This window comes from Paraburkholderia fungorum, assembly GCF_902833645.1.
GTDB lineage: Bacteria > Pseudomonadota > Gammaproteobacteria > Burkholderiales > Burkholderiaceae > Paraburkholderia > Paraburkholderia fungorum.
Genome location: NZ_CADFGE010000001.1, coordinates 519,071 through 545,337 on the forward strand (window position 1 = coordinate 519,071; position 26,267 = coordinate 545,337).

A 26,267-nucleotide genomic window follows, 5' to 3' on the forward strand; every position below is an offset into this window, starting at 1 on the left:
CCGGAAAGCGCGACGGCCGCGCTCGTCTTGCTACCTCGGTCGCTTATTCACGCACCAGATTGCTGTGCGTCTCGATGATCTTTTCATCTGCGGGCGCGCCGTTCAGCACCGCGTTCAATACGACCGACACCAGGCACGCCAGCACCACGCCGCTATGCAGGAACGGCTGCGTCCAGTCGGGCATGTGTTTGAAGACTTGCGGCGCCATCACCGGAATCAGCGCGGTGGCAATCGTGAAGCCGACAATCAGCACGTTGTAGCGATTGCGTTCGAAGTCCACCTTCGCCAGCGTTTGCACGCCCGCTGCCACCACCACGCCGAACATAGCGATACCGGCACCGCCCAGTGCCGCTGCGGGCGTTGCGGCGACCACCGCGCCGATCTTCGGCACCAGTGCTACCGCGCACATCAGCAGGCCGCTGATTGCCACAACCCAGCGACTGCGCACACCGGTGAGGATCACAAGACCGACGTTTTCCATGAAGGCGATAAAGGGGAACGCCGCGAACATGCCGGCAATCGCGCTCGCCAGACCATTCGCACGCATGCCGCGCACCACATCTTCCTCGCTCACGTTCTTGTCGACGATGTCACCGATGGCGACGAACAGCCCCATCGATTCGACCATCTGCACCACCATCACGACGATCATCGTCAAAACGGGCACCACCGAAAACACTGGCGTGCCGAAGTGGAACGGCATCGGCAGCGTGAACCACGGTGCGGCGCCCACGCTCGAGAAGTTGCCCATGCCGAGCGCGCAGGCCAGAACGGCGCCCGCGACCAGGCCGATCAGAACGGCCAGGTTGCGCAGGAACGGACCGGCAAAGCGGTTGATCCCAAGAATCACAATTGCGACAAAGAAGGTGACGCTCAGGAACGGCAACGCGCCGAACTGCTGCTGCGCTGCCTCGCCACCGCCGACCCATTGATACGCAACGGGGAACAGTTGCAAACCGATCACGGTTACGATGCAGCCGGTCACTACCGGTGGAAAGAATCTTCGCAAGCGCCCGACCAGAGGCGCTGCGAACATCGTAAAGAGACCCGCGCCAATGACCGCGCCACACACGCCGGCGAAACCCACACCCGGACTCAGGCCGATCGCGATGACCGGTCCGACGCTGCTGAACGCGACGCCTTGCAGAATCGGCAGACGCACACCAAACTTCCAGACGCCGACGGTTTGCAAGATCGTCGAGATACCCGAGCAAAACAGCGCCGTGCTGATGAGCACGGTGGTGTCGGCGGGGGACATCTTCAGCGCCGACGCAACGATCAGCGGAACGGCAATCGCGCCGATGTAGGCCACTAGCATGTGCTGCAAACCGAGCGTGATCATCTGGCGCTTCGGCAGAATCCGATCGACGGGATGTATGGCGGTGTTCATGACGTGTCTCCTGAATATCGTTTTCTGGCCGGAGCACGCCGCACGGGCTTGCCGTGCAGCATCACTTCGCGCGCCGGCCGAATCTCCCGTCAGGCCGCAACCGGCACGGCAAGACAGGCATGGAAGCGGTCGGTCAGCGCGGCGCGATCGAGATCGCGTCCGATGAATACAATGCGGCACGAGCGGGGTTCCGTACCCCACACTTGTGCCGCGCGAAGTTCGATGACGTTGTGCACGCCTTGCAGCACGTAGCGGTGCGACTGGCCTTGCACGGCGAGAATGCCTTTCATACGGAACAGATTGACGGCGTCGGACTCGCGCAGTTCGGTGAGCCAGGCTTGCAGCGCGTCGAGATCGATGTCCGCGTCGACTTCGATGCCGACCGAGGACACGCTTTCGTCGTGCTGATGGTCGGAGTGGTCGTCGTCGAGGTGGGCATGATCGTGCGCATGTTCGTGATTCTCTTCGTGTTCGTCATGCTCGTCGTGGTGATGCGCGTGATCGTGGCTATGCTCCTCTTCATGCAGGCCGTCCGCTTCCACGAGAATCTGCGAGAACTCGTTCGCGCCGACGCCGAGAATCTTGTCGAGGTCGATCTGCGCGTAGCTCGATTCGACGATCTCGGCCGTGGCGTTCAAGCCGCGAATACGCTGCGTCAGCGAAGCGATATCGTCCACCGTCACCAGATCGACTTTGTTGATCACGATACGGTCCGCGCAAACGATCTGATCGACCGCCTGGTTGTCGCTGCCGTCGAGCACCAGATCGTCCAGATGCGCGGCGATGTGTTTGGCATCCACCATCGTGACGACTGCATCCAACGTCACCTGCTTCGCGATGGGATCGTCGAGGAAGAAAGTCTGCGCGACCGGATACGGATCGGCGAGTCCACTCGTTTCGACGATGATGTGATCGAGCCGGTCCGGTCTTTCCACCAGCATGCGCACGATCCGCACGAGGTCTTCGCGCACTGCACCGACGCAGCATACGCAGCCGTTGGTCATCTCGTAGATTTCTTCGGTCGATTCGAGTACGAGACCACCGTCGATGCCGATTTCGCCGAACTCGTTTTCGATCACCGCGATTTTGCGGCCATGTTTCTCGCGAAGAATGTAATTGAGCAGTGTCGTTTTGCCGGCGCCGAGAAAGCCGGTCAGCACCGTGACAGGGATTTTCTCGATTTCGTTGTGGGTGGTGTGAATGTGATTCATGACTCGTCTCCGTTTCTTCGTTCGTACTGCGGTTCGTGCTGTTCAACTGGTCAGGCGATAGGCGGTGCGTGTGTTTGTGTTGCCATTTCGGTTGCTATGTCCTGTTCTCGCCAGCGTTTGACGGTGCCCGCTTCGAGACCGAACAGATCGAGCACGCGGCCTAGCGTGTGGTCGATCATCTGGTCGAGCGAAACAGGGCGCGCGTAAAACGCCGGCACAGGCGGCGCGACGATCGCGCCCATTTCAGTCACGGCGATCATGTTGCGCAGATGCGCCAACGTGTAAGGCGTTTCGCGCGCCAGCAGCACCAACGGGCGCCGTTCTTTCAACGTGACGTCGGCGGCGCGCGAGATCAGGCTCGACGACATGCCGTTGGCAATTTCGGCCAGCGTCTTCATCGAACAAGGCGCGACGATCATGCCCAGCGAGCGGAACGACCCGCTGGAAACGGCCGCGGCCATGTCGTCGCAGCGGTAGGTGAAGCTGGCGAGGGCGCTGACGTCGGCGAACTTGTAGTCGGTTTCGTGTGTCATCGTCAACAGCGCGCTGCGCGAGACGGTCAGATGCGTTTCGATGCCGAGTTCACGCAGCAGTTGCAGCAGGCGTACGCCGTACGTGAAACCGGACGCGCCGCTGATGCCGACTACGAGTCGCCGCGGAGTCATTTTTGGGCTCCGGAGGTGGCGCGGGCCAGAATCTCAACCGCGTGTTGTGCAGCACGCTCGCTGATCTTCGCGCGAATGCCGTCGAAGTGAGAGCCGCGTGTCGCATCGATCCCCATGCGCGACGTGGTGCCCGCCGCGGACGATGATGGATCGAGCGGACTGCCCGGCAAACCGTCGACGATAAACACGTCCTGATGCGGCTGGAAATGCGTGGCGATCGCCCACAACACTTGCGAATCGTTGGTGATGTCGATATCGCTATCCACCGCCACGACGTTCTTCAGATACGGGTCCCAGCCGAGCAACGCGAGCATGATCTGGCGGGCTTCGCCATCGCGTGTCTGATTCAGCGCGACGTAGCAGTGAAAGTGCGTGCCCGAGTTTGGATAATGCAGCGCAGTGACCGAAGGAAAGCGCGCCTTCAGCTTCTCGCTCATTTCCGCTTCGCGCGGCAAGCGGGCCAGCGTCAGATGCTCGGCGTACGGGCCACCTACTACATCGACGAGCCATGCATCGTTACGCCGCATCATCGTGTCGACCCGTAGCACGTTATTGGTGGAGCGGTCCGATGAATAGCCGGTGAATTCGCCAAACGGACCTTCTTCCGCATGAGCGTCGGGATCGATCGTGCCTTCCAGAACAAACTCAGCCGAAGCGGGAACACCGATTCCATATCGCGGCGTACGGACCAATTCCAGCGGCGCACCGAACAAGCCGCCTGCAATCGTGCGCTCATCGGTGCCGAAGGGCACGCGCGCCGCGGCGGCCAGCATGAACAACGGATGCGCGCCGATCACCATCGCGACTTTCAGCGTGTCGCCGCGCGCTTTGGCGGTTTGCAGCATGCGCCAGAGGTGGCCGCGCGAATGCAGGCTGGTTGCCAGGGCATTGCGGGCATGGCGCATCGACCGGTGATAGCTCAGGTTAGCGACGCCCGTTACCGGGTCTTCGGCGATGATCACCGCGTTGGTGATGTATGGGCCACGATCGGTATCGAAGTGGCGGATCATCGGCAGTTGCGCGAGATCGACGGCGTCGCCTTCGATAACCTGATCGAGAACGGGACCGGTCGGAACATAAACCGGTGCGATAGGAGCGTTCGCGCGCTGCTGGTACGCGTCGAATAAGCCCGACGCATCGACGTCGAACAAACGGCCAATGCGCGCGCGTGAAGCGAAGAAGTTGGTGACCAGCGGCGTCGCGATACCGTCGACGTTTTCGCAGATCAACATGTCGTGCCGTCCGCGCGCGGCCAGTTCAGCGACGATAGCGGTGACGTGCTGATCCGCCGCCAATGGCTGCTTGATAGTCAGTACGTCGTCGGGAAACTGCTCGCGATACGCTTGTGCGAAGCGATGAAAATCCTGCGTGGCGCGGAAGAGGTTATCCGCCATAGTGAACTCCGTCGAAAGCGGAATGTTTGGAGTGGCAGGCGCGGGGTGAGCCGCGCCTGCCGTACAGCAAGCGCTAACGTATTGAGCGCGTTAAGCGGGCTGCGTTACGTCGTTCACGTAAGTCGCCTTCAAACGCTTCTCCGCTTCGGCCAGATCCTTCGGCGGCTTGGTCGGCTCGATACCGACCAGACGGGCGATGTTGTTGCCCATATAGTCTTCGAGACCGTCCTCATCCAGATCCATGCCTTGCGGCGCAGGCCCGCACAACATTTCGAGTTCGCGCAGCCACATGCCCGGCTCGTTCGGCGGCGAATCGGTGCCGAACACGATCTTGTTGCGCGGCAGTTCACGAGCGAATTCGACGATGCGCGACTGGTAGCACCAACCCGATTCGCAGTACACGTTCGGCGTATCCATCGCCATCCAGAAGGCTTCGAACGAGTAGTTGCCGCCCGTTTGAATCCCGAAGTGACCGATGATGAAATTCACCATCGGGAATTCGCGGATGATCGGGTAGAACTGCGTCGGAATCGTGTACGGTCCGTCGCCGGTGTGAATCAGCACCACCACGCCGAGTTCCGCGCACTTCTTCATTGCCGGACGCAGCCAGTCGAGCGCGCGATCCGGCCGATAGCCGTGCATGTTCGCGTGCAGCTTGAGCATCTTGAAGCCGTACTCTTTCACGTGGAATTCGAGTTCGGCCGCGCCGTTTTCCGGACCCCAACGCGGGTTGTACGTGAAGTTGCCGATAAAGCGATCCGGGTACTTCTGCGTCAGCTCGGCGATATACGACATGTAATCGCGAATGCCTTCACGGCCGCGGCGATTGCCGTCGCGATAGCCGGTGTTGCCAGGCGGCGGCTGAATGAAGCCCATGTCGATACGGCGCGGCTTGCCGTTGATGATGTACGGACCGTCCATCATCTTCAGCAGGCGTTCGCCGGTGAACGGCTCGCCGGTATGGCGCCACGCTTCGTCGACGAGATTAGTCGGGTGCAGATGGGTATCGATGATCATCAGCGGGCTCCTGCGTAGGCTGCTTGAGATGCCTGGGCGGCGTGTTTCTGCGACGCGCCGGCATGCTGTTTCAGATAGGCTTGCGCTTCTTCGACGCTTCGCGGCGGCGCGCTCGGCTCGATGCCGATCATGCGTGCGAGGTTGTTGCCGAGGTAATCCTCGAGCGTGTCTTCGTCGAGATTCAGGCCTTGCGGCGGCTCGTGGCACAACACTTCGAGCAAACGCAGCCACATGCCCGGTTCGTTCGGCGGCGTGTCTGAGCCGTAGAGAATCTTGTGCGTGGGCAGCACCTTCGCGAATTCGACGATCCGCGATTGCAGACACCAGCTCGATTCGCAATACACGTTCGGCGTATCGAGCGCCATTTGATACGGCTCGAAGCAATACACGCCACCCGTCTGCACACCGAAGTGCGCCATGATGAAATTCACCGACGGGAATTCGCGAATCAACGGATACCATTCGCTCGGAATGCTGTACGGGCCGTCGCCGGTGTGCAGCTTCACGAGCAGGCCCAAGTCGGCGCACTTACGCAACGCGGGACGCAGCCAGTCAAGCGCGCGGTCGGGACGATACGCATGCATGTTGGCCTGCAACTGCACCATCTTGAAGCCGTGTTCCTTCGCGTAGAACTCGATTGCTTCGGCGCCGTTCTCCGGGCCGCAACGCGGGTTGTAGACGAAGCAGCCGAGCAGACGGTCCGGATACTTCTGCGTCATTTCGACGGTGTACGCCATGTAGTCGTCGATCGATTCGCGGCCCGAACGGTTGCCGTCGGTCCACGTATAGATCGTGTTGCCTTGCGGCGGCTGAATGAAAGCCTTGTCGATGCGGCGCGGCTTGCCGTTGATGATGTAGGGGCCGTCCATCGTTGCGATCAGACGCTCGCCGGTAAATGGCTCGCCGTCGTGGCGCCAGGCGAGGTCGACCAGATTGGTCGGATAACAGCTGGTGTCGATGATCATGTACTCGATCTCCTTGAGAGGAACTGGTGTATCCAGTTGCCGGATCGCGGGCAGGCGCATCGATGGAACGGAGCCCAGACAGGCTTGCCCATGCGGCCCTTTGCAAGGCGCCATTTTTGTGCGCCTTCCCCTCGCCGGCATCGAGTGTCACACTGATGTGCACTGCTGCTTGCGATGCAGTCTCACAAGATAAAAACGCTCTGTACAATATTTTTTAACCACGATCTTGATACGTTCCCGATATGGACATCCGGCTGTTGCGTTACTTCGCGGTACTTGCCGACGAACTGCATTTCGGCCGGGCAGCCGCGCGGCTGCACATTTCGCAGCCTCCTCTCAGCCAGCAGATTCGTATCCTCGAAGAGGAGATGGGCACCGCGTTGTTCATGCGCTCGCAGCACCGTGTCGAACTCACTGAGGCAGGGAAAACACTTAAGGAACAGGTGCCGTTGATCTTCGCGCAGTTCGAACGCGCGATCGATCTGACGCGTTGCGCGGGACGTGGCGAAGTGGGCAGCCTCGAGATCGGCATCATCAGTTCGGCGATGGTCGAGCCGATTCCACGCGCACTACGGGTATTTGCGGAGAAGCATCCGCAAGTGCAGTGGACGCTGCATGAGATGACGCCCGCCGCGCAGATTCTCGCGCTCAAGGAGCGGCGCCTGGACGTGTGTTTCTTCCGCGTGTCGCATGAGGAACCGGAGATTCGCAGCGAAGTCGTGATGCGCGAATCGGCGGTGGTGGCGCTGCCGTTAGGGCATCGGCTGGCTGCGCGTGACGAGATCGCGTTGCGCGAGTTGGAGGCCGAGCGGTTTGTGTCGTTTGGTTTGCGGCAGTCGCAGCTAGCGCGCTATCTGCAAGACTGCTGTGTCGAGGCAGGGTTTACACCGCAGATCGAGCAGGAGGTGGTCGAGGTGCACACGCTGCTTTGTCTGGTGCGTGAAGGTCTGGGCGTGGCGCTGCTACCTTCGTCGGCGCGACAATTGACGACCGGGGGTGTCGCTTTCGTACCGCTTGCAGCGCCGCGTCCCGAGGTGTCGCTGCATGCGCGCTATCGTGCGGAGGACGCGTCGCCGGTGCTTGCGCTGTTTCTCGATACCGTGCGCGAGGTGGCCGCCAGCATGGGCGTGAATACGCAGAGCGACTGAGCTTAACGCTAACCTGCGCCGACTGCCTGCGTGACCAGTTCGCGAATCACGTCGATCAGCGGTGCAACGCGCTCGGCTTTCTCGCGCGGCCAGACGGCATACAGGTTGTAATGCGTTGGAATTTCCACTTGCGTGAGCTCGACCAGCTTCCCGGCGCGTCGCGCGTCCACTGCGAGCAGACCGCGCGCCAAACCGGCCCCCACGCCTGCGCTCGCGGCTGCAATCAGGCCGGCGGCGTTATCGAACACGGCGACGGCATCCGGTTCGACGGCGGGCAGGTTTGCCGCCGTGAGCCACGGAATCCACGAGCGTTTCGTATAGCCGAGCAAGGGCAAATCGAGCACCTGTTCCGGCGTGAGCGGCAGGCTTAGCCCGCGTGCCTCAAGAAGCGCGGGCGAACCCACGGCAGTCAACCGGTCGCCGCAGATCAAAGCGTTCTCGAAGCCGTCCCATTCGCCATACCCATACCGCAACGCAATATCCACGCGGTCGAACGCGCTGCGCTCGTAGCGCGGCGTGGACAACACGGTGAGCGACGTGCCGCTCAACGCAGCGAGCAATGCAGGCAAACGCCCCACCAACCAACTCTGCGCAAGTTCGGGATCGACGTCGAGCGTGATCGACTGCTTGACCGTGCGCTCTTTCACCGACGACAACGCGCGATCGATCTGCTCGAAGCCATCCGCGAGTTGGTTCGCGAACAGTACGCCCGCGTCCGTCAGCACCACGCGGCCGCTTTCGCGCACGAACAAGGGCTGCCCGACGAACTCTTCGAGCGTGCGGATCTGCTGGCTGATCGCGCTATGCGTGAGCGACAACTGGCGTGCTGCGCTCGAAAAGCTGCCGACACGTGCCGCTTGTAGAAAGGCTTGCATCGACTGGATGGAAGGGTAGCGCTTCAGCATGGGTGTTAGCCGGACTTACGGGTGATGGAAGAAATCGTCGCTGGCGTTGTGCTTAACGGCTTTCAATAATGGCCGCAAGCACGCGGCCCTGGTGCCAGGCATTTCACTGCACTTCACGCCGCGTTGCACAACAACATTCAGGAGACACGCATGATCGAGATCGTGGTCAACGACACGCGGCACTCGCTCGACAATGTACCGGAAGACATGCCCCTGTTGTGGGTGTTGCGCGACCGGCTCAAATTGACCGGTACGAAATTCGGCTGCGGCGGCGGCTTTTGCGGCGCGTGTACGGTGCATCTGGAAGGCGAGGCCGTGCGCTCCTGTTTGTTGCCGATTGCCGCGGTGGCGGGCAAGCACATCACGACGATCGAAGGATTGTCGAAAGACGGTACGCACCCGCTGCAACTCGCGTGGGTGGCCGAGGACGTGCCGCAATGCGGCTACTGTCAGTCCGGTCAGTTGATGCAGGCGGCGTCATTTCTGAAGGATAAGCCGACCGTCAACGACGAAACGATTGCCACGGCGATGTCTGGCAATATCTGCCGCTGCGGAACCTACTCGCGGATCAGGAAGGCGATCAAGCGCGCGGCTTCGGGTGATGCGGCGCTGGCGGCGGTTGCGCCGCCGTGCGCGGCGGCCTGTGCCGCGGCCTCTGCCTCTGCTAACGAGGAGGCTTGACATGCACAACGACAAGCAAGCGCTGAAAGACGCGCACGGAACCGCACGTCGGCGTTTCATCAAACAAAGCTCGGCCTTGTTGGCATCGGGTCTCGCAATCGGTTTTCAGTTACCCGAAGCATTCGCGGCCGAGGCGAACGCAAGCGGCGATCCGAAACCACAGCCCGGCGAGTTCGAACCGAACGCATGGGTGCGTGTGCTGCCCGACGATACGATCAAGCTCGTGGTTCATAAACACGATTCGGGGACGGGGACGCGCACCGCGTTGGCTGCCGTGGTCGCCGAAGAACTCGATGTCGATCCGTTTCGCGTGGAGGTGATTACGCCGGAGAATCCGTTCTTCGGTGACTATATTCATCCGCTGTGGAAAGTGTTTTCGACGGGCGGTAGTACGAGCGTGTCGCTCGAGTATGAGCGCTTGCGGCGTGCCGGTGCGACTGCCCGTGCGATGTTGATGGCGGCTGCCGCGAAACAATGGAATGTGCCGCCGTCTTCGCTCTCGACGGAGAACGGGTTTGTTGTCGACAAGGCGAGCGGCAAACGTGCGAACTACGGCTCGTTGGCGAGCGTGGCCGCGCAATTGCCCGCGCCGAAAGATGTCGCGTTGAAAGACCCGTCGCAGTTCAAATACATCGGCAAGCTGCAGAAGAAACGCGGCGCCGATCTGAAAGCGCGAGGGGCGTTTCCGTACAGTATCGACGTGTCGTTGCCGGGCATGCTGGTCGCGGTTGTCACGCGTGCGCCGGTGATCGATGCGCGCGTGCGGAGCGTGGATGCGAAAGCCGCGTTGGCGGTGCCGGGCGTACGACAGGTATTGCAGATTCCCGGCCGGCCCGATCTTCTCGGCGGGAATCAGGCGGGCGTTGCTGTGCTGGCTGATGACTATTGGTCGGCGCATCAAGGCCAGGCGGCGCTGAAGATTGAGTGGGAAGATAGTCCGCTGGAAACTTTCGACAGCAGTACGCTCGCTGCACGTCAGGCTGCGTGGCTCGATGATCCTGTCGCGCATGTCGTACCGACGATTCAGACCGGTGACGCGAAGACTGCATGGCCGCATGGTGCGAAGGTGATCGAGGCGTCATATTCGATGCCCTATAAGGCGCAAAACGCGCTTGAGCCGATCAATGTCACTGCCTGGGCGAGGGACGGGCGCATTGAGTATTGGGGCGGCTTGCAAGTGCCTTCTACGGTGCAGGAAGCGGCTGAGGTGATCGGTGGTATTCCTGCCGAGCGCGTTGTGCTGCACGAGCTTGTGTCGGGTGGCAGCTTCGGTTCGCGTGAATCGAAGTACTGGTTGTTCGAAGTGACGTGGCTTGCGTTGAAAGTCGGTAAGCCGGTCAAGCTGATGAATAGTCGCGAAGATGAAATGCGCGCGCTCTTTTATCACTCGGCAAGTTATCACCGTGCCAAAGCTGCGTTTGATGCGCATGGCAATCTCACGACGTTGCAGTTGCGCGCTGTGATGCCCGCTTCGCCGGAACAATGGGAGCCGGGGTATTTCGATCGTCCGGATCGGATGGACTACAGCACCACCGAAGCGATCAGCAAGTACGAGTTCGCTTACGATGCGCCGCACGTCGACATTGGTTGGGTGCGTCATGAAACCGGTGTGCCGACCGGCTGGTATCGCGCGGTGAGCTATATCCCGAACGTGTTCGCGGTGGAGTCTTTCATGGATGAGGCCGCGCATGCCGCTAGGCGCGATCCGATCGAGTTCCGGCTCGCGTATATGAAGGATCCGCGGCATAAGGCGGTGTTGCGCGAGGCGGCGGAGCGGGCCGGCTGGGGGAAAGCGTTGCCTGCGGGCACGGCGTTGGGTGTCGCGACGAATCAGGCGTATAGCAGCTATGTTGCGGTGGTGGCGCGGGTTGTGCGGAAGGGCGATGCGGTTGTGGTTGAGAAGCTGACCTGTGTGGCGGATTGCGGGCTGGCTGTGTCGCCGGGTGGGGTTGAAGAACAGTTGTATGGCGGGCTGATGTGGGGGCTAGGGCACGCGACGGCGGATCGCATCGATATTCGGCATGGGCAGGTCGAGCAGAAGAACTTCGATTCGTACCGCGTGATGCGGATGAGCGATATGCCGGAGGTTGATATTTTGATCGTGCAAGGGGATATGGCTAAGCCTGGCGGTGTTGGCGAGTTGTCGAGTCCTTCGGTGGCGCCGGCGGTGGCTAATGCGGTGTTCAGGTTGACGGGGAAGAGGGTTAGGGAGACGCCGTTTGAACTTGATAGGGTGACGGTGGAGGGGACGGGTGGTGGGAAAGCGAAGGGTTGAGTGAGTGGGGACGGGGCGGTCTCGCCGGCCGTCCCGGGGCGCGGTGGCGTTAGGTCTTGGGGTTGAGTATTGGGAGTTTGCAAGTCGGCATTGGCGGTCGTTCGCAACGAAGCATGTCCTGCCGACGGCGAATGGCCGCTTTAGAGTGCCTCGTGGGACCGCTGTCGACCCGAAGCGTCATTCGAATGCGGGCTGCCGCAACGACCGCTTTTCAAGCGGCACCCACCGCTGGCCGCACCAGTTGATTGGCGGATAAGCTAGAGATATCCGTTCTACTGCGCACCCTTGTTCAACCGCCGATTCGCCGGCGCAGATGCCCTCGGTGCCTCACAGCATGGCTACGGTGCATTTACTCGGTCCGCACCGGATTAGCAGCCGTACTGGACTGTGCGGGAGTATTGAGTCTGTTGAGCAAGTCGATGGCGTCGTCCTCGCCCAGTTCGGTGAACAGAGGAGGCAGATATTTTACTTGCGTCTGTAGTTCGCCATCATCGGTGATTTCGGGAAAGACGATCCGAATGTTATCGAGCACCTGTTCCAGGCCACCGTCCAGCGTGAGAAAGCGCACCTTGAGTTGAATTGGCAATTCTCTTGCCACAGATTTTACAAGCGCGATCCGCGGAATGAGGTGGACGTCGCTCAGCACGTTGTACGTTGAGTCTGGCTTTGTGGGCTTCAGGACCTTGCGTGCATCAAGGTTGCCGTACAGGCAGGCGACGAACAGAACCACGATGCTATCTGTCGTTTCCAGACCGTCCGATATCGCAAGTTCAGCAAGCTTATTTTCGACAGTCCTGCGCGCAGCGGGTGCGACCGGATCAATGATCAACGGTGCCGCCTTTGTCCGGAACGCTGCGCGCGCGTCCCAGTCGGCTTCCCGAAGTCCCGCAAAGATTTGAGCAAACATATCCTTTGCAGACTTAAGGTACTCGGAGTCTGTACGTGCAGACTTGAAAAAACGGGCGACTGCTTCCGTTTCCTTCTCAAGTTGCGTTGTTTTCTCGGTCACGTTGTCTTCGCGTCCGTGTTCGCCCTCCATCAGCGACGGTAATGGACTGATGGCGTATTGAGGTGCGTCGATTTCCCGGAGAAAATCGAGCATGCGTTGCTCCTTTTCCCCTTTCTGTTCGGTCCCGGCGATCGCGACTTTGATGACGGATACAACGTTGCGATCCAGAAGAAAAAGCGTGTCGGTCTGTATACTGGCTGAGTTCATGCTTTTTTCACTTATGTTGGATGGATAGCTCTTTGATTGTTCACCTGACCCGACTGTATCTTACAATGATGCCAGCGCGGGGATACATGAAGAGCCGTAGGCGACAGCCACGGCTATTGCCTAGCCTGTCATGACAGGTGATGGCACCGAAGATGCAGATGGCAGCTTTCGCACAGCATGGGACTTGGGGGTGTCTGCAAATCCACTCCGGCGAGCGGCCGAAAGTGGCCGACCTGAGCCCGCAACGACTGGCTCTGCTCGACCCGTCACAGCCATTCAGTATCGATTGATTCATCTGGCGGCTTCCGGCCAACAATCGGACATTGGGAGCGATCCTTTTAGCCGACTCGCTCAGGCTCTCCAATGCTCTTTAACAGGGCGTTATATTGAACCTTGTCGGCAGTGTAGATCTTGTCCAAGACGTAATTAGCCACCTTGGCGATCTCAGGAATTTCTACGGGCTTAAAGCCTCTGTCTGGGACGGCTTCCAGGTGCGAAAACTCGTTATTAAGGCGATTGATCAGCGCAACTGCTGTATCTTCCTCTTCCCCGAAGAATTTCTTGATCCGTTCAAAGGCGTCGCTCCTATCATCATGATAGGGATACTTGAAGAACAAGAAGGCTTCTAGGAATTTTCGCAGGTTGTTACCAAAGCCGAAAAATGGCTCATGGCTATCTGCTGCGGCAGCTTGATCTTTGCACTTGTAAATCTGATGAAAGAGGTAGTGAAACTCAGTTATGTAGTCTTTAAGATAAGACGGCATGAGCAAGATGTTGCTTGAAGCGCCGTTGCGCTCAATCATGAAATGCTCGTGATCATCGGCACTTTTCGTCTTGCCTTCACCAGCAGGGATTTTCTTTTTCGGAATGGAGAGGCGCTTGAGGTACTTGAGGAAGTCCAGATTATGGGTGGAGATAAAAAGCTGCTTGTAGCGGTAGGCGTTTGAACCGTCAGCATTCTTGATCGGCTTGGCGATCAAGCTCTCAATCAAGCTGAACATGAAGAAGATATGGTTTCCGTCTAGGCTAGAAATTGGATCGTCAATGTAGATGATTAGTTCTTTGCCTTTGCTCTCAGGATCGTCTAGCTTGGCAATGAAATAGCAGAAGGCAATCAGGCTGCACTCGCCTTCGCTGAGGTTATACGCGGCGTTGCCGTTTCGTGTGATTTCAAACATGACTGTGGCTTTGTCTACGCCGTCACGGGCCTCAAGCTTGATACCGTCGTGGCCGAAGAAGTTGTTGAGTAAAGAGTTGACTCGCTCGGCTCCCTTCCGCTCATCCTTTTGCTTGGCTCTCAAAGTCTGGACTTCTGCCTCGGCGTCACGGATCTCTTTTTCCGCGTCCGTATGGGCCGTGCCAGCCGTGTCGGCGTCGGTCTTGAGGTTAGCTATGCGGGCAACCTCCTTGTCATAGGTGATCGCATTAGCAAACGCGAACACGTCAGCCAGGCGAAGTGCATCCCTAGCAGCGGTCTTGTCTTTTTCTAGGGTCTCTGTCTTGCCATTGCTCGTGACGATCAGCGCATTGATGTCCTGAACATGCTTCTCGATCTCCTCAGCGTCATGCGAAGGGGCGTTCACAAGCACAGGCTGGAACAGGTTGTTCTTGCGAGTCTCAAGCGACTTCTTAAGGGCTTCCAAGTCTTTTTTGTAGACACCAAGTGCTTCCGATAGCGCCTTGCTGCTCGCTTCAAAGGCGGTGCGCTCATCCGCATAAAACTGAGCAGCTGTGAAGGTATTGAGTCCAGCAATGTACTTGATCTCGTCCGTGACCGACGCTATAACCGCATCCAAGGCTGTTTCGAGGTCGCTCGACTCTTTGCTGAAGTGTTCGTCCAGCACTTGCCAAATGTCGTGCGGCAAGTCCTGTCGGCAAAAAGCACAGGTGTTCCGCTTGTCCCGGTGGTGCTGGATACCTTGCTTGACCCAAAGCTGCAAAGCGCTGTCCTTGAGCAGTTCTTCAATCGCTTTGGTAGGCGTTATCGATTTGGACAGAAGAGGTTCAGCGATGGCCTTCAGCGACTCCAGCTTGAGGGTGATGGTCAGAGTGCCTGTGATGTCCGGTAGGGCTTCCTGCTTGAGCAAGACGAGCTTGCCTGCTTGTTCCTCGGTGGTCAGTGCGATGAAGCCGGGCTTACTGGTGGAAGCAATGTCGCGTCTGATGTGCTCGATGGTGTAGACGGGCGCGCGGTACTGTGGATTCTTCTTGATCTTCTCGGCAGCATGCGAGCGCAGCTTGTCTTCCAAGCCGTTCAAAGCCGCGCTGTGGGCTGTCTTGGCGCGATCGCGCTCTTTCTTCGTGGCCTCCAGGTCAAAGCGCAGTCCAGCTTTGCCCTCCACACTGCCAAGCTTGGCCTCGATGACAGCAATGGTGTCGTCAATCTCCTTATTCTGCTCGCCGACGATGGCGAAGGTCTTGATAACGCCGCCGATCTCCTGATTGACTAGGAAGCTCAGGTTGTCAGTCACGAAGTCGCGGTTGTAGACCCGAACATCATAGTTGTGGGTCAGCAAGCCAGCATCGGTGACTGCACCTTTTTCACCAATCACGGTGAAGGACGAACCCACATAGTTCAGGGGGAGCTTGCGCGTCTCCAGTGCACGAAAAACACGAGAGAGAGTCGTTTTGCCGGAATAGTTGCGTCCGTAGATGATGTTCAGACGCTGGAAGAACTTGACGTTTTTGCCATTGTCTCGAACGGTCTTCTTCCACTCCAGACCTTGGAAGCTACCAAAGCTTGCTATGTCTATCTGATTGATCACGGGCTGAGTCCCCTATGGTGGCCCTCACAGTCTACAAGGCTCGAGGGCTGCGTGCTCTGAATTTGCGTTCCAGAAGCGTTAGAAGTAGTCTGAGTCGAGATAATTTTTTTGCATTCACTTCGTCTCCCAGTGCCGGAAGCGACGTGCATCTTCGCTTGACGACACGGAGACGCTTAACGACCTACAAATACGACCGGTGCGCGAAGGTCCATTGTTTGAGACTAAACCGCCGTTCAAATGCCCGTGTGAAAATCTAGCATATGGCCAGCTACTGCCTGACGCGATGCCACCCGCAAGTGGACATTCATCGGCAATCCCGCTCGGCGAGGAATTACCACAAAGGCCGACAACTTGACGATCGCATACACGAAATGACAGACAGTTTGGCCTCAACAAACCCAATCAAACCGGCGTTCCCCACGGCGTTGTTGCAATGCGTGGCGATGCTGCATGCGGCCAAATTTTTGCAAGGGCGGTCGCATCCACATGACGCGTGTCAATATACACACCGCTTTTAACCGAATTTCCATACGTGCTAACAAGCCGAGCCGCCGTAGCCTCGTCAAGTTCGTGCTGATTTGTCGTGACTTCAAAAACTCTGTGATGGTGCGTATTAAACTTGTCTTTGTAATCGACAACAGCGAAATAGAGAACATACGTATTAAGCCGGCGACCGTCCGAATTCGCGAACGCTGCTACGTTGTCGTCAAACTTGCGCTCGTCCATCGTAAAGGTCTCATATAAGCGCCCCTTGTACTCTGCGGGAAACGCTTCGAATCCCTCATAGTCTCCAACAACCGGAACATAAACGGCGCGAAGCGGACTGTCGCTTGCCGCTTGAGGAGTGCCTGCCATGCGTAGCTCACCGATGTAGAGAAACGTCAGAGGGCGAACTGATAATTCAGTTAGCTCTCCGCCCGTGTTGTCGACACTAAGCATTGCGCGGTTGGCTTGGGCAGACGGACGGGTCAACTGTACTTTGATAAAAGGCTGCTCAAGACGCTCAGCAGAGGACAGGTTGGAGGCGCGGCGCTTGTCGAGTTCCAGTATGCACTGCACATAGGCCTGGTATTTTTTATCGTCGCCGGTCAACAAGCCATTGCGCATCGCGTCAATTCGAATTTCAGATGCTCGCTCGGCTGATAGCTCACCACCATACTTATCTTTCTCCGCAGCGATTGTTAGACCGACGCGGTCGTCGACGCCTAATCCGCCACATCGCGCGACATCTTTCATTTCAGCATCGTGCTGGATAAGCGAGTTCGCTGCGGTTGATGTGTTGGTCGTGGAGCAGCCTGCGGTCACGGCCAGAGCCGTACAAATCCCCAGAATATACATTTTCATTCTAAAACCCCAATGATCTATGGCCCATCGGGGTTATCGGCCGGCTGCGCCAAAACTTTATGATTAAAGCGCAAATCCCATGCGCGACGGTTCAAGTTCGACAGCTACAATCGCGACACTGTTAGCTTAGGCCATCGATTGGTATGCTAATCGCATGAGGAAACTAAACTGTCTTAACGACAGATGCAAAAGACAAATCTATCGGTCATCAATCGAAGGTCTAACCAAATTGAAACATACGTCGAATTTCTTATTAAAAATTTCAAGTGGAAGCGCGTGATGAGTAGATTTTTTACCGCAGCTGTTGCCGTCTGGGGCGTCGGGGGCGTGCCTCGCTCTGCTCGTGACCATGCTGCTTGCGAGCGGAAGCAACTCATTGGGGGCTGGGTTGGCGCCATTCATCGGCGGCGGACTTACGGTTGCAGTAGACATCCTCGGTCCCATAGTAGGGCTGATCGCAGCTGTAGCGAGACCTTCCAAAGATAAGAAAGCATCCGGCGCGACGAAGTCATCGGCACTCCGCGTTGTGTCTCGCGCGATAACAGCCGTTCGCCCTGATCCGATTTCAAGCAAACCCACTCAGGCCAGCAAGGCTTCTACCCGGGGGCGTCCTACAGACAATCGAAGCCGGCATACAAAATCTATCGATACAACTGAGACGAAAGATGAAGAAGCTATTTACCCTCGCTGTGTCGGTATTGTTGCTGGTTGGTGGCTTGCTTTTCCAGCAAGGCGCGTTCGCTGATAGCGCGACGCCGGACGCCAACACCAAAGCGTTCTACACCTGGTACATCAAGCTGCAATCCAAAGAAACTTATCCGTTGCTGGACAAGGGCATCTACGCCTATGTAACCAAGTCGACGGTCGACGGCCTTCGGAATGCTTACCGTCACAACAAACTCCCTGGTGACAGCGACTATTTCACCAAGGTGCAGGACTACGACGAACAGGACTGGTCCAGCAACATCGCAACCCAACAGCCGGTTATGCTTGGCGACGTCGCGGTCGTGCCCGTTACTTTCGGTTCGAAAGACAAAATCAGCGTGTTGGTGTTCCTGCGCAAACAAGGCGAAAACTGGAAGATCACCAAAGTCGACGACACGCTCGACTATCAGTAAAACGCGAACGTCTGCGCCAGCCGACATGCCGCGGCTCCTCATCTAGCACGTGCACGTAGAAAACATCGACAAGCATGGAGCGCCCCGTGTTCACCAATGCGGTTGCGACAGGACGGCGACGATATCATTGGCGAAGTAGGGCGTCGATTCAGGCGCTTCCGGCGGATTTCATCGTCCGTGGCTCCTAATCCGGGCTGGGCCGGTGAATGACGTCTTCGAGCGTAGCTGAGCCCCGGTCTGCCAAGGCCGATTGACGAATGGCGACCTCGGCAGAGCGCCATCCAGTTTTGTCCTAGTCCTCCTTATCCGTTCGGCTAAATCAAACATTTAGCCTACAAGGTTGAAGGCAACGCGTGTTGCCTGCCTTATAATTACCAAGTCGTCGGGATACACCCGGTGACCAGGTTTAGCAGCCTGTAGTCGAAAACCGCACACCCGCTCACGCGGGGCGTGCGTCTACCTCTGCACGTCTATATTTCAATGGGCGGGCCGTGGTGGGGAGCCGCAAGGCTCGCCGGTTTGTTTTCGACCCGGTCTGCTAACCCGCTTCGTGCCCGCTCACCCCTTTCCAAGCGAGTGTCGGGCGATCCAGGAAGAAACAGGGAGATCGCACCATGAGCAAATCCACAAAAAACCAACCGGCTTCACGTCCGCCTGTCGACGCACTCCAGTACGAAAAACTTGCGCTGTCGGCATTCGATTTATGTAACCGGCATCTGGATCAACTGAATACCTTGATCACACTTGCGTCCTCAATATGTAGGAATCCTCCCATTACGCTTGAAGAAAGACGACGTCGTCAGACGCTTCTTGAATTGCTGGTGGACACGTCTGAGCGATATCAGCAGGAACTCGAATGCGACCGCGAGTTGTACGAGGTGATTGCGCTAGACGCGAAGGGCGTTCCACAAAGCCGTATCACCGCACGCAATGCAGCAAACCTGCTTGCGGAGGAACTATTGCAGCGAACAGGAGAATTGCCAACGACTGTAACGGCGCCACAGCGCAAAAGGTCGTCCTCGGAAAACACCACGGCGTTGAGCGTCGAGGACAACGCACAACAGTCGGTTTCCGCACCCGCCTAGGCGATCAAGAAAGACAGACGAGTGGTAAGGGCACAGATCAGAATCGTTCTGCAATTCATGCACGGAGGTGGTTTTGGCCCATCTCAGTGCAGCCTTTACCTCGCTGTCGGCGATCACGCTGCTTGCTTTTTGTTGTCGTCGCCCCATCGGTTGGTATGGTCAACTCGAGTCGATATGGCAACTTGCTTCGGTCTCTACTGGGAAAGTAGTTGCGGCTTCCTCATTTCACACGCGGAGCTGGAGATTTCCCGGCTCTCGTTAGAAGGATATCTGGTTTGGCAGGCGTCTGGCGCAGACGTGTTTTCTGAAGGCTTTCGCTTGCTGCCCGGTTATATCGAAGCCGTGGATTTCAACGGAAGTGTGTATCGGCTTGATTACGTGACCCATGAAGCAATAGTTAGCTAGTATCTCTGGTTGATGTTGGATGGTTGCTTTCGGAAAACGCGAGGGCCGCTCAGGGTCGGTTCTGCTGGCAGCCGAACGATCAACGGGGGCCAACTCGGCGGTTCGGCATCGGACCGGGTTCGGCCAGCATGCGTCACTCGGCAGCGGTTCTGCCTGTAGATTCGAACGTCATTGACGTACCTACAGCCGCCGTCCGGACTATCTCTCAAGTTTGGCGCTTGGCTGCCGTAGAGACAATATGATCGCTCTATGCAGCATACCAAGCCTATGGCCCGTCCGTCCCGTCTGTCACATTTTCTTAACGACGATCTAGATGATCCAGACCAACCCGACAACGATCCGAGCACACGCTTGCGTTCAAGGGGCGGGGTAGACCCTTTTCACCATGCAGCCGTCATAAATCGTCTGCCAGCGGCATCGGCCGGACATTCAGATGTCAGCGACGCTCCTAAAGCGGCCGCGTCTATGGTACCGATCATGACAACTGCAACGCAGACACGTTTTTGCCTGCCAACGGGAGTGCGATTTCTGACATGATTATTCGAATTCTTTTGCTGCTGCTAGGAATCTCAAGCTTCAATTGTGCGGCAGATGAAACATGGGGTACTCCCGTTGTTATACCCGGCACCGGCCTCCATTTGGTTCCACCGCCCGGGCTGCAGGTAGCGCTTGCGGGTCCCACGCTAATCGATGCCAATGGCGAGACCGTAATCAGTTTCGCCATGAATGTTTCGCGCTTCAGCTTGGAGAATAACCCAACGTGGCGGGCGATATATGTGCACCCACCAAGGGTCATTACGATTTCATCTCTCGCGGGGAATCTGTATCGCCGGACAAGGAGTGAGGACGGCGGCGCATGGGACGGATGGATGCTGGTCGTGCCCAGAGGCAAGCAAACCCTTACCGTCTTAGTGACTTACACGGGGCGCGATGCTGACAGGTTCGAACACATCCCGGACTATCTGCGCACGATTTCTTGGGACGATTCGGTGCCGAATCCCGAACTCGCCGTCGGCGTGAGACTTGTTCCAATGGGCCTTCACCTTGTAACCGGAGTCTTTGGACCGCTTTCTTACACCGAGACTGGCGAAGCTGGCGCATCGGGGCCGTCGCTAGTGATTCAGGCAATGCCGCTTCCGCTCAGTAAGGTGGACTCCATCTTTCCCGGGAATTGCAAACAAGTGATCAGTAAGAGCCTTGGTGACAATCAGTTCATAGAGCCATCCACTGTTCAACGTCAAGAATTCGCGTACTGTGAAGGCTGGAACAACGGAGTTTATGTTGCCTTGGGTCGTCTTTCGACGGGCGCCCTGATTATGGCGGTTGGCACGTCTTCCTCCAGCCGTTTCCCTGTGAGTCTAGCCGCGTTCCGATCTGCGATGCAGAATCTTCAAGTCCTTCCAGGCCGCATTTACCAGTCAGGGGTCAGGTGAAGCCAGCCCTTTGCCTATCGCTAAGCGTGCCTTTCCCGCGCCCGTTAGCGGCGTATCTTAGCTATGCATCATGCGTGACAGTCTTGGCGAAGGGGGATTATCTGAGGCGCTCGACCAGAGCCGCATCTAGCGGCAATCAAGTAAAGCCGTTTCCGCGCGAGGCACTGGTTCTAAGCGGGACCGTGCCGCTGCTTGCCTTCTCAATCCGGCCACTCGATTCCCCTGCGGACGACCGGCAACTTTGGGTCGGCTCGGGCCGATCGCGCATCCGGCGCAGTACGGCCAGGAAGGGACGCTCGACATGCCGAGCTAGATTGCTGACAATCCGCACACGTACGATTAGCAAAGGTGCGCTTAATGACCCAGTTGAAACTGCTTTCACCCGAGATCGCGCAGCAATCGATTTCGCGGAGGGAGATTGTCTTGCCGCTCAACGTAGCCATTGAAGCGGTCGACTACTGTGCTATCAATCATATTCATATGCTGGGGTGGGAGGGATGGCTCCAGACCCCGGATGGGCGGGTCGGTCACGGCAGCGCACCGCAGGGTACTGTCAGTCTTGAGGGTCTCTCGATAACGGATGCGGCAGAATTCTGCCGCAACACAATCCGAGCTGCCGCACTGGAGTGGTCAGAGAATCATCCGGAGGCTACAGACCGTCTGTACTTCTGTATCACCATTAACTCGAACGGTATCCCTACATGAGTTACGACTATGCACGGCTTGTTGAGAAAATTATAGAAGTCACTGCCGCTGATGGCACTACTACTCAGCGTATGCTCGAGGTATTGGAAGAATGCGCGCGGCAAAAGCCGCACCCCGATTGGGCATTGTTTTCGGAAATCGATTTTGAGGCAGACTCGGTTCGTATTGAGCGGTGGCTTTCAACAGCGTTCGGTTCCCAGCGCGCGCACAGTGTTGTGCGTGGATTATGGTTCGGACTTGTCAACCTGGGCGATGACAGGAGTGCAACAGTTGACGTGTATGTCGGAGGCAGCCCTCGCTTTGATGGTGATGGTATTGCGTGGGCGTCCGAGGTTTTTCCAGTCGACGAGCGCAATTATCTTGGCTCTGAAGTGCTGCATGAAATATATAAGCAAGCATATCGGGAAGCGAAAGGTTCGCTAGGAAACCATGCCGAGTATCCTCTGGCGTTAGCGTATGGCGCAATTGTTGCAATTCAAGCCCTGAGGGATGAAGGCGAACTTCCGTTTGCTCTTACGTCTGTAGTGGGTGCAGCTGCGGGCTTCGACAGCGGAGATTTCCTTTTCTTGGGTACTTTGGAGCAGAGGGACTTTCATAAGGCCATCCGAGTCGGTTGAATATGATCCGCCGCGACTGTCCGCTAATGAAAAAACTGAGGGACCGCTCTGGGTCGATGACGGTCCGCCGTGTCGGGCAGCAGTCGGCCACTTTGAGACGTTCGAGATCGTCACTAAATTGCTGGCAATCAATGAGACCATGGCGTCCGATCGCGTTACGTTACACGAGATTCGCGCGCCAAGATGTTCTGCAATACATTTGCTTTGTAAAGTGGCCTCTCATCTGAATCGTGCTTCCAAAGCATTGTTTCCAATGCGCTTTCCCAGCCTCGCTCCTGCATTAAAAAAACGGCATAGGTCTTGCATGCGAGGGTGCCGGGAAGTGAAGGGCGTCGCGAGTTGCGCTACCGATGAACGGATCGCTGCAACTCGCGGATGCTACCTATTGAGGTGACCGAAAGTCCGCACGGGGGACATTTGAAAAACACACGCTTAATGCAACGGGTTCTGAGTTTCGCGTGGTACATGACCGTAGCGCTTGCAGTTGTATTGGTCAACGGATGTGTACTGTCGGAGTCTGGCGCGCGGAAGTCAGATTCGCAAAGCTCCTCTGCCGGGACGGGATGCTCAGTCAGGCGCCTTCTGCTTGATGTACAACATCTGATCGATAGTGGGCGAGTCACAAACGCTGACGACCTCCAATATTACTTGGGTATATCGGTGGCTCCAGCAACCAATAACGAAGGTTTGCAGGATGTGTCCGGCCCGAAGCACGACGTTTATTCATACCGGCTTAAAATTGCACCTCTGGAGTTCTCTTCGGAAAATTTCTTTTACAGTGTCCGTCGGCCGATGAACGACTTGGCGCGGGCCAATTTCTCCGTGTTCATGTCCCCGCGATACCAATGTATCTCTATGTCAGAGGTTCAGGCGGTATTTGGTCAGGGAGCGACCTATGCGACGACTGATGGCGGTGGCTACAGTCTACTTTTTAAGTTCAGTGATGCCCCGCGAACGAGGTTGAGCTTTCAATTTTCGCCTGGGAAGTGTCTGGTAGAAATCGCTATCCAGCAGAGATAGCAGGGGTATTTCCGATGGATGAGAGCCCGTACTAATGTTACAGATGACCGCTTTCAAGAGATATGAAGACCCGTGTTGGGTCGAACCGAGCCCGATTCGCGGGGCCGCACGTGACCACAAAGGTACGCTCGACACGCCCGCCCACGTCGTCGACAATTGATTTCCATTTCGCCGACAGTATCGTTCCCATGCTGAGAAAAAGAGCACTCACCTTTCTGTGCCTCGCTTTATTCGCGGGCAGCGCATCAGCTTCAGAGCAGTCACCGAGGCCGCCAGGACCGGTAATGATGGTCCATTTCGATTACTACCCTAAGGACTTGCCGCGAATTCACGTTCTGGAGCATCGGCTAGAAAGCGCGATCAAGCATGCGGGTGTCGGTGAACTCGGTGAGACCGAATTACACGTGGATGGCAACGACGGTTATTTGTATATGTACGGCCCAGATTCGGATCGACTGTATGTGGTGGCAAGCCCGATCCTGAAGTCGTCCAGACTATTGACGGACGCTGAAGTCACGAAGTGGTACGGTCCCCGCACGGAAACCTTCGCGTTACACCGAGGCGGCGCGCGATAACGGCGCGACTGTCGAACTCGCCAGTAGCGCGCGAGTGAGGTTTGCGTCGAACGGGCTCGGCCGTTTCCTGCCTGCGGATTGGACCCGAAGAAGTCTGCTGTTCCAGACACAAGACACGATCAGTTTCAGCATCGCGCGGAAAGCGGTGCCGTCGGTCAGTTGCAGTTCGTACGTGCATTGGGCGCGCGTGCCATCGCCTCGCGCATCCGGATTAATGATGGATCAACTGAAGCGTCGATCTGCTTTCGCTAAGCCAGACGATAAGTTCATTAGCCCGCATGGCCTTCGCAAACAACCAACCCTGCCCATACTGCACACCTCTGTGCACCAGATATTCGACCTGGACTTCGCGCTCGACGCCTTCGGCCACGATTTCAACCCCCAGTTCGTGTGCCATCTCGATGATATGCGGCGCGACGACGCTCGATGCCGCGTCTTGTGCAATGGTGTCGATAAATGACTTGTCGATTTTCAGGACATCGATCGTAAAGGTTTGAAGATACGACAGGCTGGAATAGCCCGTTCCAAAGTCATCGATATAGACAGGGTGGCCGGCGTCCCTGAATGCGGCTATGGTTTGCCGCGTTGCGTCGGCATCCATGAAGCTTCGCTCTGTTGCTTCGATTCTGACCTGAGCGGGTCGAATACCGGTCCCCTGCAGCCGCGCTGTAAGAACGCTCAGGAAGCGCCGCGTCCGCAAATCGTCGCTGCTCACATTGAGTGAAACGTAGAACGAGGGGCGTGAGCGCAAGAGCTTCGACAGCTCGTCAATCGTCTTGTCCAGTACGAGGTCAGTCAACTGCTGAATAAGACCGTTTTGCTCCGCGACCGCGACAAAGATTTCCGGCGAGATGTTGCGTCCGTTCAGGTTCCACCTGACGAGCGCCTCTACGCCAACGCATTCGCCGCTCGTGAGGTGGATGATTGGCTGGAACACCACATCGAGTTTCTTGCGTGCTATCGCCCATGCGAGCGTCGCCGGGAAGGAGAGTTGACGCGAGATTCGCCTGAACGCAATCCAGCCGAGCACAGCGCCAACAATGAGACCAATCGAAAGCCACATCACGAGCAACCCACGCCAGTGACCCACGAGGCTGCTGCGAGGAGACTTGACTACCACCCCGAGCGGCCGGCTTGACGAACGGGCGACAGCATAGTGCCATTGTTCATCGCTCACATTCCCAGCCAGCTTCCATGCGTTGAGCATATCGTCGGCGTCCGCACCAGGCGACGACGCAAGGATTGTGTTTGTCTCGACGTTGATCGCTGCGACCGGTCTTCCAGCGGGGTCGATAATATCGACGTAGGACTGGGGGTCGATCGAGACGTAATTTCCATTGCGACCAATCTGAATATCCTGGCGCTCGTCGCTGAGGGGGTTCCGCTGCCGGTACCAAAACAGATAGCCGTCCTTGCTCCGCCAATCGGGCGGGGGCATCGTCAGATGCTGTGCCCGAACGTCGCCTAGAAGCGGTGAGCATAGATATTGTCCGTCACTGTAAGCACCTGCGTCCTGTACGTACCGGTAATTGAAAACCACGCGGGCAAACTGCGCGACCTTGGCGGGAGAGCAGAGACCGCCGGGGAGCGCTTCCATGTCGGCAATAGCGGCGAATGCCTGGTAGGTGACAAGCTCCGTGCGCATCACGGCTTTCGCGGCGAACTGCTGCAGATCTTCCTGCTCGCGACGTTCTGCATCCTCGTCAGCGATATAGATGCTGGTCAGTACTGGGGCGACCGTAACTATGCAGCCCAGCGCGATAGAAGCAGAAATAAGCGACAGCCGCTTGATCATCTCGCAAGTCTCGTCGTGAATGACCGCAAGGGAGGCTTCGCGCCACAGGTGCGGGATGCTCGGGGTCGAACGTATGGAATGACGATGCCAGCATCAAGGATAGTATCTGGCGCTATTTTTTCAATGTATTCGATTTATGTGTCCTCTATTAGCCGATCTCTCACTCATCATTTCCAGGCGCGCTAATGGGGGCCCAGAAAGCAAAAACCCGCCTTCTGGGCGGGTTGTGAATGTGTATCGTCAACTCAATAGCTATTCCGCCGAGACTGTCGCGGCGGTAATAATCGAGTCGATGTGGGATCGGTTTAAGTGCCAAAGCATAATGCGGCACACGGAACGAGACAAGCACCAGTCGCTGTGACAATGAGCTGTCTTACCCAGGCTGCGAAGGTTGCGCGGGTATCTGCGTGATCGTCCGGGGGAAAAGGCATAGAGGTATTTTTACATGCATGTTTTGATTGCTGCATACGTGGCCCGCGTAATCGACGATCTCGCCCTGCGTAGTCGGCTCGTCGGTCACCGAGCGGGTCGCGGGTTC

Annotated in this window: 21 protein-coding genes; 10 read left to right on the top strand and 11 right to left on the bottom strand. The window is 57.4% G+C overall.

The genetic code is table 11. The features are described 5' to 3' along the window. Window positions 1-43: 43 nt before the first annotated feature. From HWX91_RS02265 to HWX91_RS02290, 6 genes are all read right to left on the bottom strand, one after another. Entirely contained in the window at window positions 44-1,390 is a 1,347-nt protein-coding gene (locus tag HWX91_RS02265; protein WP_028195851.1) for a nucleobase:cation symporter-2 family protein, read from the bottom strand. An 89-nt stretch (window positions 1,391-1,479) separates the two neighbouring features. Further along, window positions 1,480-2,601 (bottom strand): CobW family GTP-binding protein, encoded by a 1,122-nt coding sequence (locus HWX91_RS02270; protein WP_028195850.1) that lies wholly within the window; start codon window positions 2,599-2,601, stop codon window positions 1,480-1,482. A gap of 50 nt (window positions 2,602-2,651) precedes the next feature. Beyond that, the gene (locus tag HWX91_RS02275) at window positions 2,652-3,266 is read right to left on the bottom strand and encodes a UbiX family flavin prenyltransferase (protein WP_042274653.1); all 615 of its coding nucleotides are present in this window, start codon (window positions 3,264-3,266) and stop codon (window positions 2,652-2,654) included. After that, the gene (locus tag HWX91_RS02280; protein ID WP_028195849.1) at window positions 3,263-4,660 is read right to left on the bottom strand and encodes a UbiD family decarboxylase; all 1,398 of its coding nucleotides are present in this window, start codon (window positions 4,658-4,660) and stop codon (window positions 3,263-3,265) included. The genes HWX91_RS02275 and HWX91_RS02280 overlap by 4 nt, the downstream gene beginning before the upstream one ends. 90 nt (window positions 4,661-4,750) lie before the next feature. After that, window positions 4,751-5,677 (bottom strand): amidohydrolase family protein, encoded by a 927-nt coding sequence (locus HWX91_RS02285; protein ID WP_028195848.1) that lies wholly within the window; start codon window positions 5,675-5,677, stop codon window positions 4,751-4,753. Continuing rightward, the gene (locus HWX91_RS02290; protein ID WP_042274649.1) at window positions 5,677-6,642 is read right to left on the bottom strand and encodes an amidohydrolase family protein; all 966 of its coding nucleotides are present in this window, start codon (window positions 6,640-6,642) and stop codon (window positions 5,677-5,679) included. The genes HWX91_RS02285 and HWX91_RS02290 overlap by 1 nt, the downstream gene beginning before the upstream one ends. 242 nt (window positions 6,643-6,884) lie before the next feature. Between HWX91_RS02290 and HWX91_RS02295 the strand changes: the two genes are divergently transcribed. Then, window positions 6,885-7,790: a LysR substrate-binding domain-containing protein gene (locus HWX91_RS02295; protein ID WP_028195847.1), complete on the top strand. Its 906-nt coding sequence runs from the start codon at window positions 6,885-6,887 to the stop codon at window positions 7,788-7,790. Between the two features lie 8 nt (window positions 7,791-7,798). Here HWX91_RS02295 and HWX91_RS02300 read toward each other — a convergent pair whose 3' ends face one another. Further along, window positions 7,799-8,695, bottom strand: a complete 897-nt coding sequence (locus HWX91_RS02300; protein ID WP_028195846.1) for a LysR substrate-binding domain-containing protein — start codon at window positions 8,693-8,695, stop codon at window positions 7,799-7,801. 150 nt (window positions 8,696-8,845) lie between these two features. Here HWX91_RS02300 and HWX91_RS02305 point away from each other — a divergent pair, with 150 nt between their 5' ends. Next, the gene (locus HWX91_RS02305) at window positions 8,846-9,376 is read left to right on the top strand and encodes a (2Fe-2S)-binding protein (protein WP_028195845.1); all 531 of its coding nucleotides are present in this window, start codon (window positions 8,846-8,848) and stop codon (window positions 9,374-9,376) included. 1 nt (window position 9,377) lies between these two features. Next, window positions 9,378-11,651, top strand: coding sequence for a xanthine dehydrogenase family protein molybdopterin-binding subunit (locus HWX91_RS02310; RefSeq protein ID WP_042274647.1), 2,274 nt, complete (start codon window positions 9,378-9,380; stop codon window positions 11,649-11,651). 349 nt (window positions 11,652-12,000) lie between these two features. On the opposite strand, the gene HWX91_RS02315 is transcribed toward HWX91_RS02310, so the two are convergent. From HWX91_RS02315 to HWX91_RS02325, 3 genes are all read right to left on the bottom strand, one after another. Next, on the bottom strand, window positions 12,001-12,867 hold the full coding sequence (locus HWX91_RS02315; protein ID WP_028195844.1) for a hypothetical protein: 867 nt from the start codon (window positions 12,865-12,867) through the stop codon (window positions 12,001-12,003). 338 nt (window positions 12,868-13,205) lie between these two features. Continuing rightward, window positions 13,206-15,632, bottom strand: coding sequence for an AAA family ATPase (locus HWX91_RS02320; RefSeq protein ID WP_028195843.1), 2,427 nt, complete (start codon window positions 15,630-15,632; stop codon window positions 13,206-13,208). Between the two features lie 402 nt (window positions 15,633-16,034). Further along, window positions 16,035-16,976, bottom strand: a complete 942-nt coding sequence (locus tag HWX91_RS02325) for a hypothetical protein (RefSeq protein WP_127837981.1) — start codon at window positions 16,974-16,976, stop codon at window positions 16,035-16,037. Window positions 16,977-17,641: 665 nt separating this feature from the next. On the opposite strand from HWX91_RS02325, the gene HWX91_RS02330 reads away from it, so the two are divergent. The 7 genes from HWX91_RS02330 to HWX91_RS02360 all read left to right on the top strand — a co-directional run bounded on the left by HWX91_RS02330 (window position 17,642) and on the right by HWX91_RS02360 (window position 23,934). Continuing rightward, window positions 17,642-18,094 carry a DUF3828 domain-containing protein gene (locus HWX91_RS02330; protein WP_028195841.1) on the top strand — a complete coding sequence of 151 codons (453 nt, stop codon included), beginning with the start codon at window positions 17,642-17,644 and terminating at the stop codon, window positions 18,092-18,094. Window positions 18,095-18,708: 614 nt separating this feature from the next. Next, window positions 18,709-19,179, top strand: a complete 471-nt coding sequence (locus HWX91_RS02335) for a hypothetical protein (protein ID WP_028195840.1) — start codon at window positions 18,709-18,711, stop codon at window positions 19,177-19,179. A gap of 174 nt (window positions 19,180-19,353) precedes the next feature. After that, window positions 19,354-19,584 (top strand): hypothetical protein, encoded by a 231-nt coding sequence (locus HWX91_RS02340; RefSeq protein WP_052660705.1) that lies wholly within the window; start codon window positions 19,354-19,356, stop codon window positions 19,582-19,584. A gap of 533 nt (window positions 19,585-20,117) precedes the next feature. Further along, entirely contained in the window at window positions 20,118-21,017 is a 900-nt protein-coding gene (locus tag HWX91_RS02345) for a hypothetical protein (protein WP_127837982.1), read from the top strand. A gap of 357 nt (window positions 21,018-21,374) precedes the next feature. Next, entirely contained in the window at window positions 21,375-21,722 is a 348-nt protein-coding gene (locus tag HWX91_RS02350) for a hypothetical protein (RefSeq protein WP_028195838.1), read from the top strand. Further along, on the top strand, window positions 21,719-22,339 hold the full coding sequence (locus HWX91_RS02355; protein WP_028195837.1) for a hypothetical protein: 621 nt from the start codon (window positions 21,719-21,721) through the stop codon (window positions 22,337-22,339). The genes HWX91_RS02350 and HWX91_RS02355 overlap by 4 nt, the downstream gene beginning before the upstream one ends. Window positions 22,340-23,643: 1,304 nt before the next feature. Next, entirely contained in the window at window positions 23,644-23,934 is a 291-nt protein-coding gene (locus HWX91_RS02360) for a hypothetical protein (RefSeq protein ID WP_028195835.1), read from the top strand. 211 nt (window positions 23,935-24,145) lie between these two features. On the opposite strand, the gene HWX91_RS02365 is transcribed toward HWX91_RS02360, so the two are convergent. Continuing rightward, window positions 24,146-25,729: an EAL domain-containing protein gene (locus HWX91_RS02365; protein ID WP_028195834.1), complete on the bottom strand. Its 1,584-nt coding sequence runs from the start codon at window positions 25,727-25,729 to the stop codon at window positions 24,146-24,148. Window positions 25,730-26,267: the final 538 nt, after the last annotated feature.

Excerpts from the sequence above, each read along its gene's own strand:
- HWX91_RS02285 (WP_028195848.1), bottom strand. The coding sequence starts at position 5,677 with ATGATCATCGATACCCATCTGCACCCGACTAATCTCGTCGACGAAGCG.
- HWX91_RS02310 (WP_042274647.1), top strand. The coding sequence starts at position 9,378 with ATGCACAACGACAAGCAAGCGCTGAAAGACGCGCACGGAACCGCACGT.
- HWX91_RS02360 (WP_028195835.1), top strand. The coding sequence starts at position 23,644 with ATGATGGTCCATTTCGATTACTACCCTAAGGACTTGCCGCGAATTCAC.
- HWX91_RS02280 (WP_028195849.1), bottom strand. The coding sequence starts at position 4,660 with ATGGCGGATAACCTCTTCCGCGCCACGCAGGATTTTCATCGCTTCGCA.
- HWX91_RS02290 (WP_042274649.1), bottom strand. The coding sequence starts at position 6,642 with ATGATCATCGACACCAGCTGTTATCCGACCAATCTGGTCGACCTCGCC.
- HWX91_RS02330 (WP_028195841.1), top strand. The coding sequence starts at position 17,642 with ATGAAGAAGCTATTTACCCTCGCTGTGTCGGTATTGTTGCTGGTTGGT.
- HWX91_RS02295 (WP_028195847.1), top strand. The coding sequence starts at position 6,885 with ATGGACATCCGGCTGTTGCGTTACTTCGCGGTACTTGCCGACGAACTG.
- HWX91_RS02335 (WP_028195840.1), top strand. The coding sequence starts at position 18,709 with ATGAGCAAATCCACAAAAAACCAACCGGCTTCACGTCCGCCTGTCGAC.
- HWX91_RS02345 (WP_127837982.1), top strand. The coding sequence starts at position 20,118 with ATGATTATTCGAATTCTTTTGCTGCTGCTAGGAATCTCAAGCTTCAAT.
- HWX91_RS02355 (WP_028195837.1), top strand. The coding sequence starts at position 21,719 with ATGAGTTACGACTATGCACGGCTTGTTGAGAAAATTATAGAAGTCACT.
- HWX91_RS02265 (WP_028195851.1), bottom strand. The coding sequence starts at position 1,390 with ATGAACACCGCCATACATCCCGTCGATCGGATTCTGCCGAAGCGCCAG.
- HWX91_RS02305 (WP_028195845.1), top strand. The coding sequence starts at position 8,846 with ATGATCGAGATCGTGGTCAACGACACGCGGCACTCGCTCGACAATGTA.
- HWX91_RS02325 (WP_127837981.1), bottom strand. The coding sequence starts at position 16,976 with ATGAAAATGTATATTCTGGGGATTTGTACGGCTCTGGCCGTGACCGCA.
- HWX91_RS02350 (WP_028195838.1), top strand. The coding sequence starts at position 21,375 with ATGACCCAGTTGAAACTGCTTTCACCCGAGATCGCGCAGCAATCGATT.
- HWX91_RS02275 (WP_042274653.1), bottom strand. The coding sequence starts at position 3,266 with ATGACTCCGCGGCGACTCGTAGTCGGCATCAGCGGCGCGTCCGGTTTC.
- HWX91_RS02270 (WP_028195850.1), bottom strand. The coding sequence starts at position 2,601 with ATGAATCACATTCACACCACCCACAACGAAATCGAGAAAATCCCTGTC.
- HWX91_RS02365 (WP_028195834.1), bottom strand. The coding sequence starts at position 25,729 with ATGATCAAGCGGCTGTCGCTTATTTCTGCTTCTATCGCGCTGGGCTGC.
- HWX91_RS02300 (WP_028195846.1), bottom strand. The coding sequence starts at position 8,695 with ATGCTGAAGCGCTACCCTTCCATCCAGTCGATGCAAGCCTTTCTACAA.
- HWX91_RS02340 (WP_052660705.1), top strand. The coding sequence starts at position 19,354 with ATGGCAACTTGCTTCGGTCTCTACTGGGAAAGTAGTTGCGGCTTCCTC.
- HWX91_RS02315 (WP_028195844.1), bottom strand. The coding sequence starts at position 12,867 with ATGAACTCAGCCAGTATACAGACCGACACGCTTTTTCTTCTGGATCGC.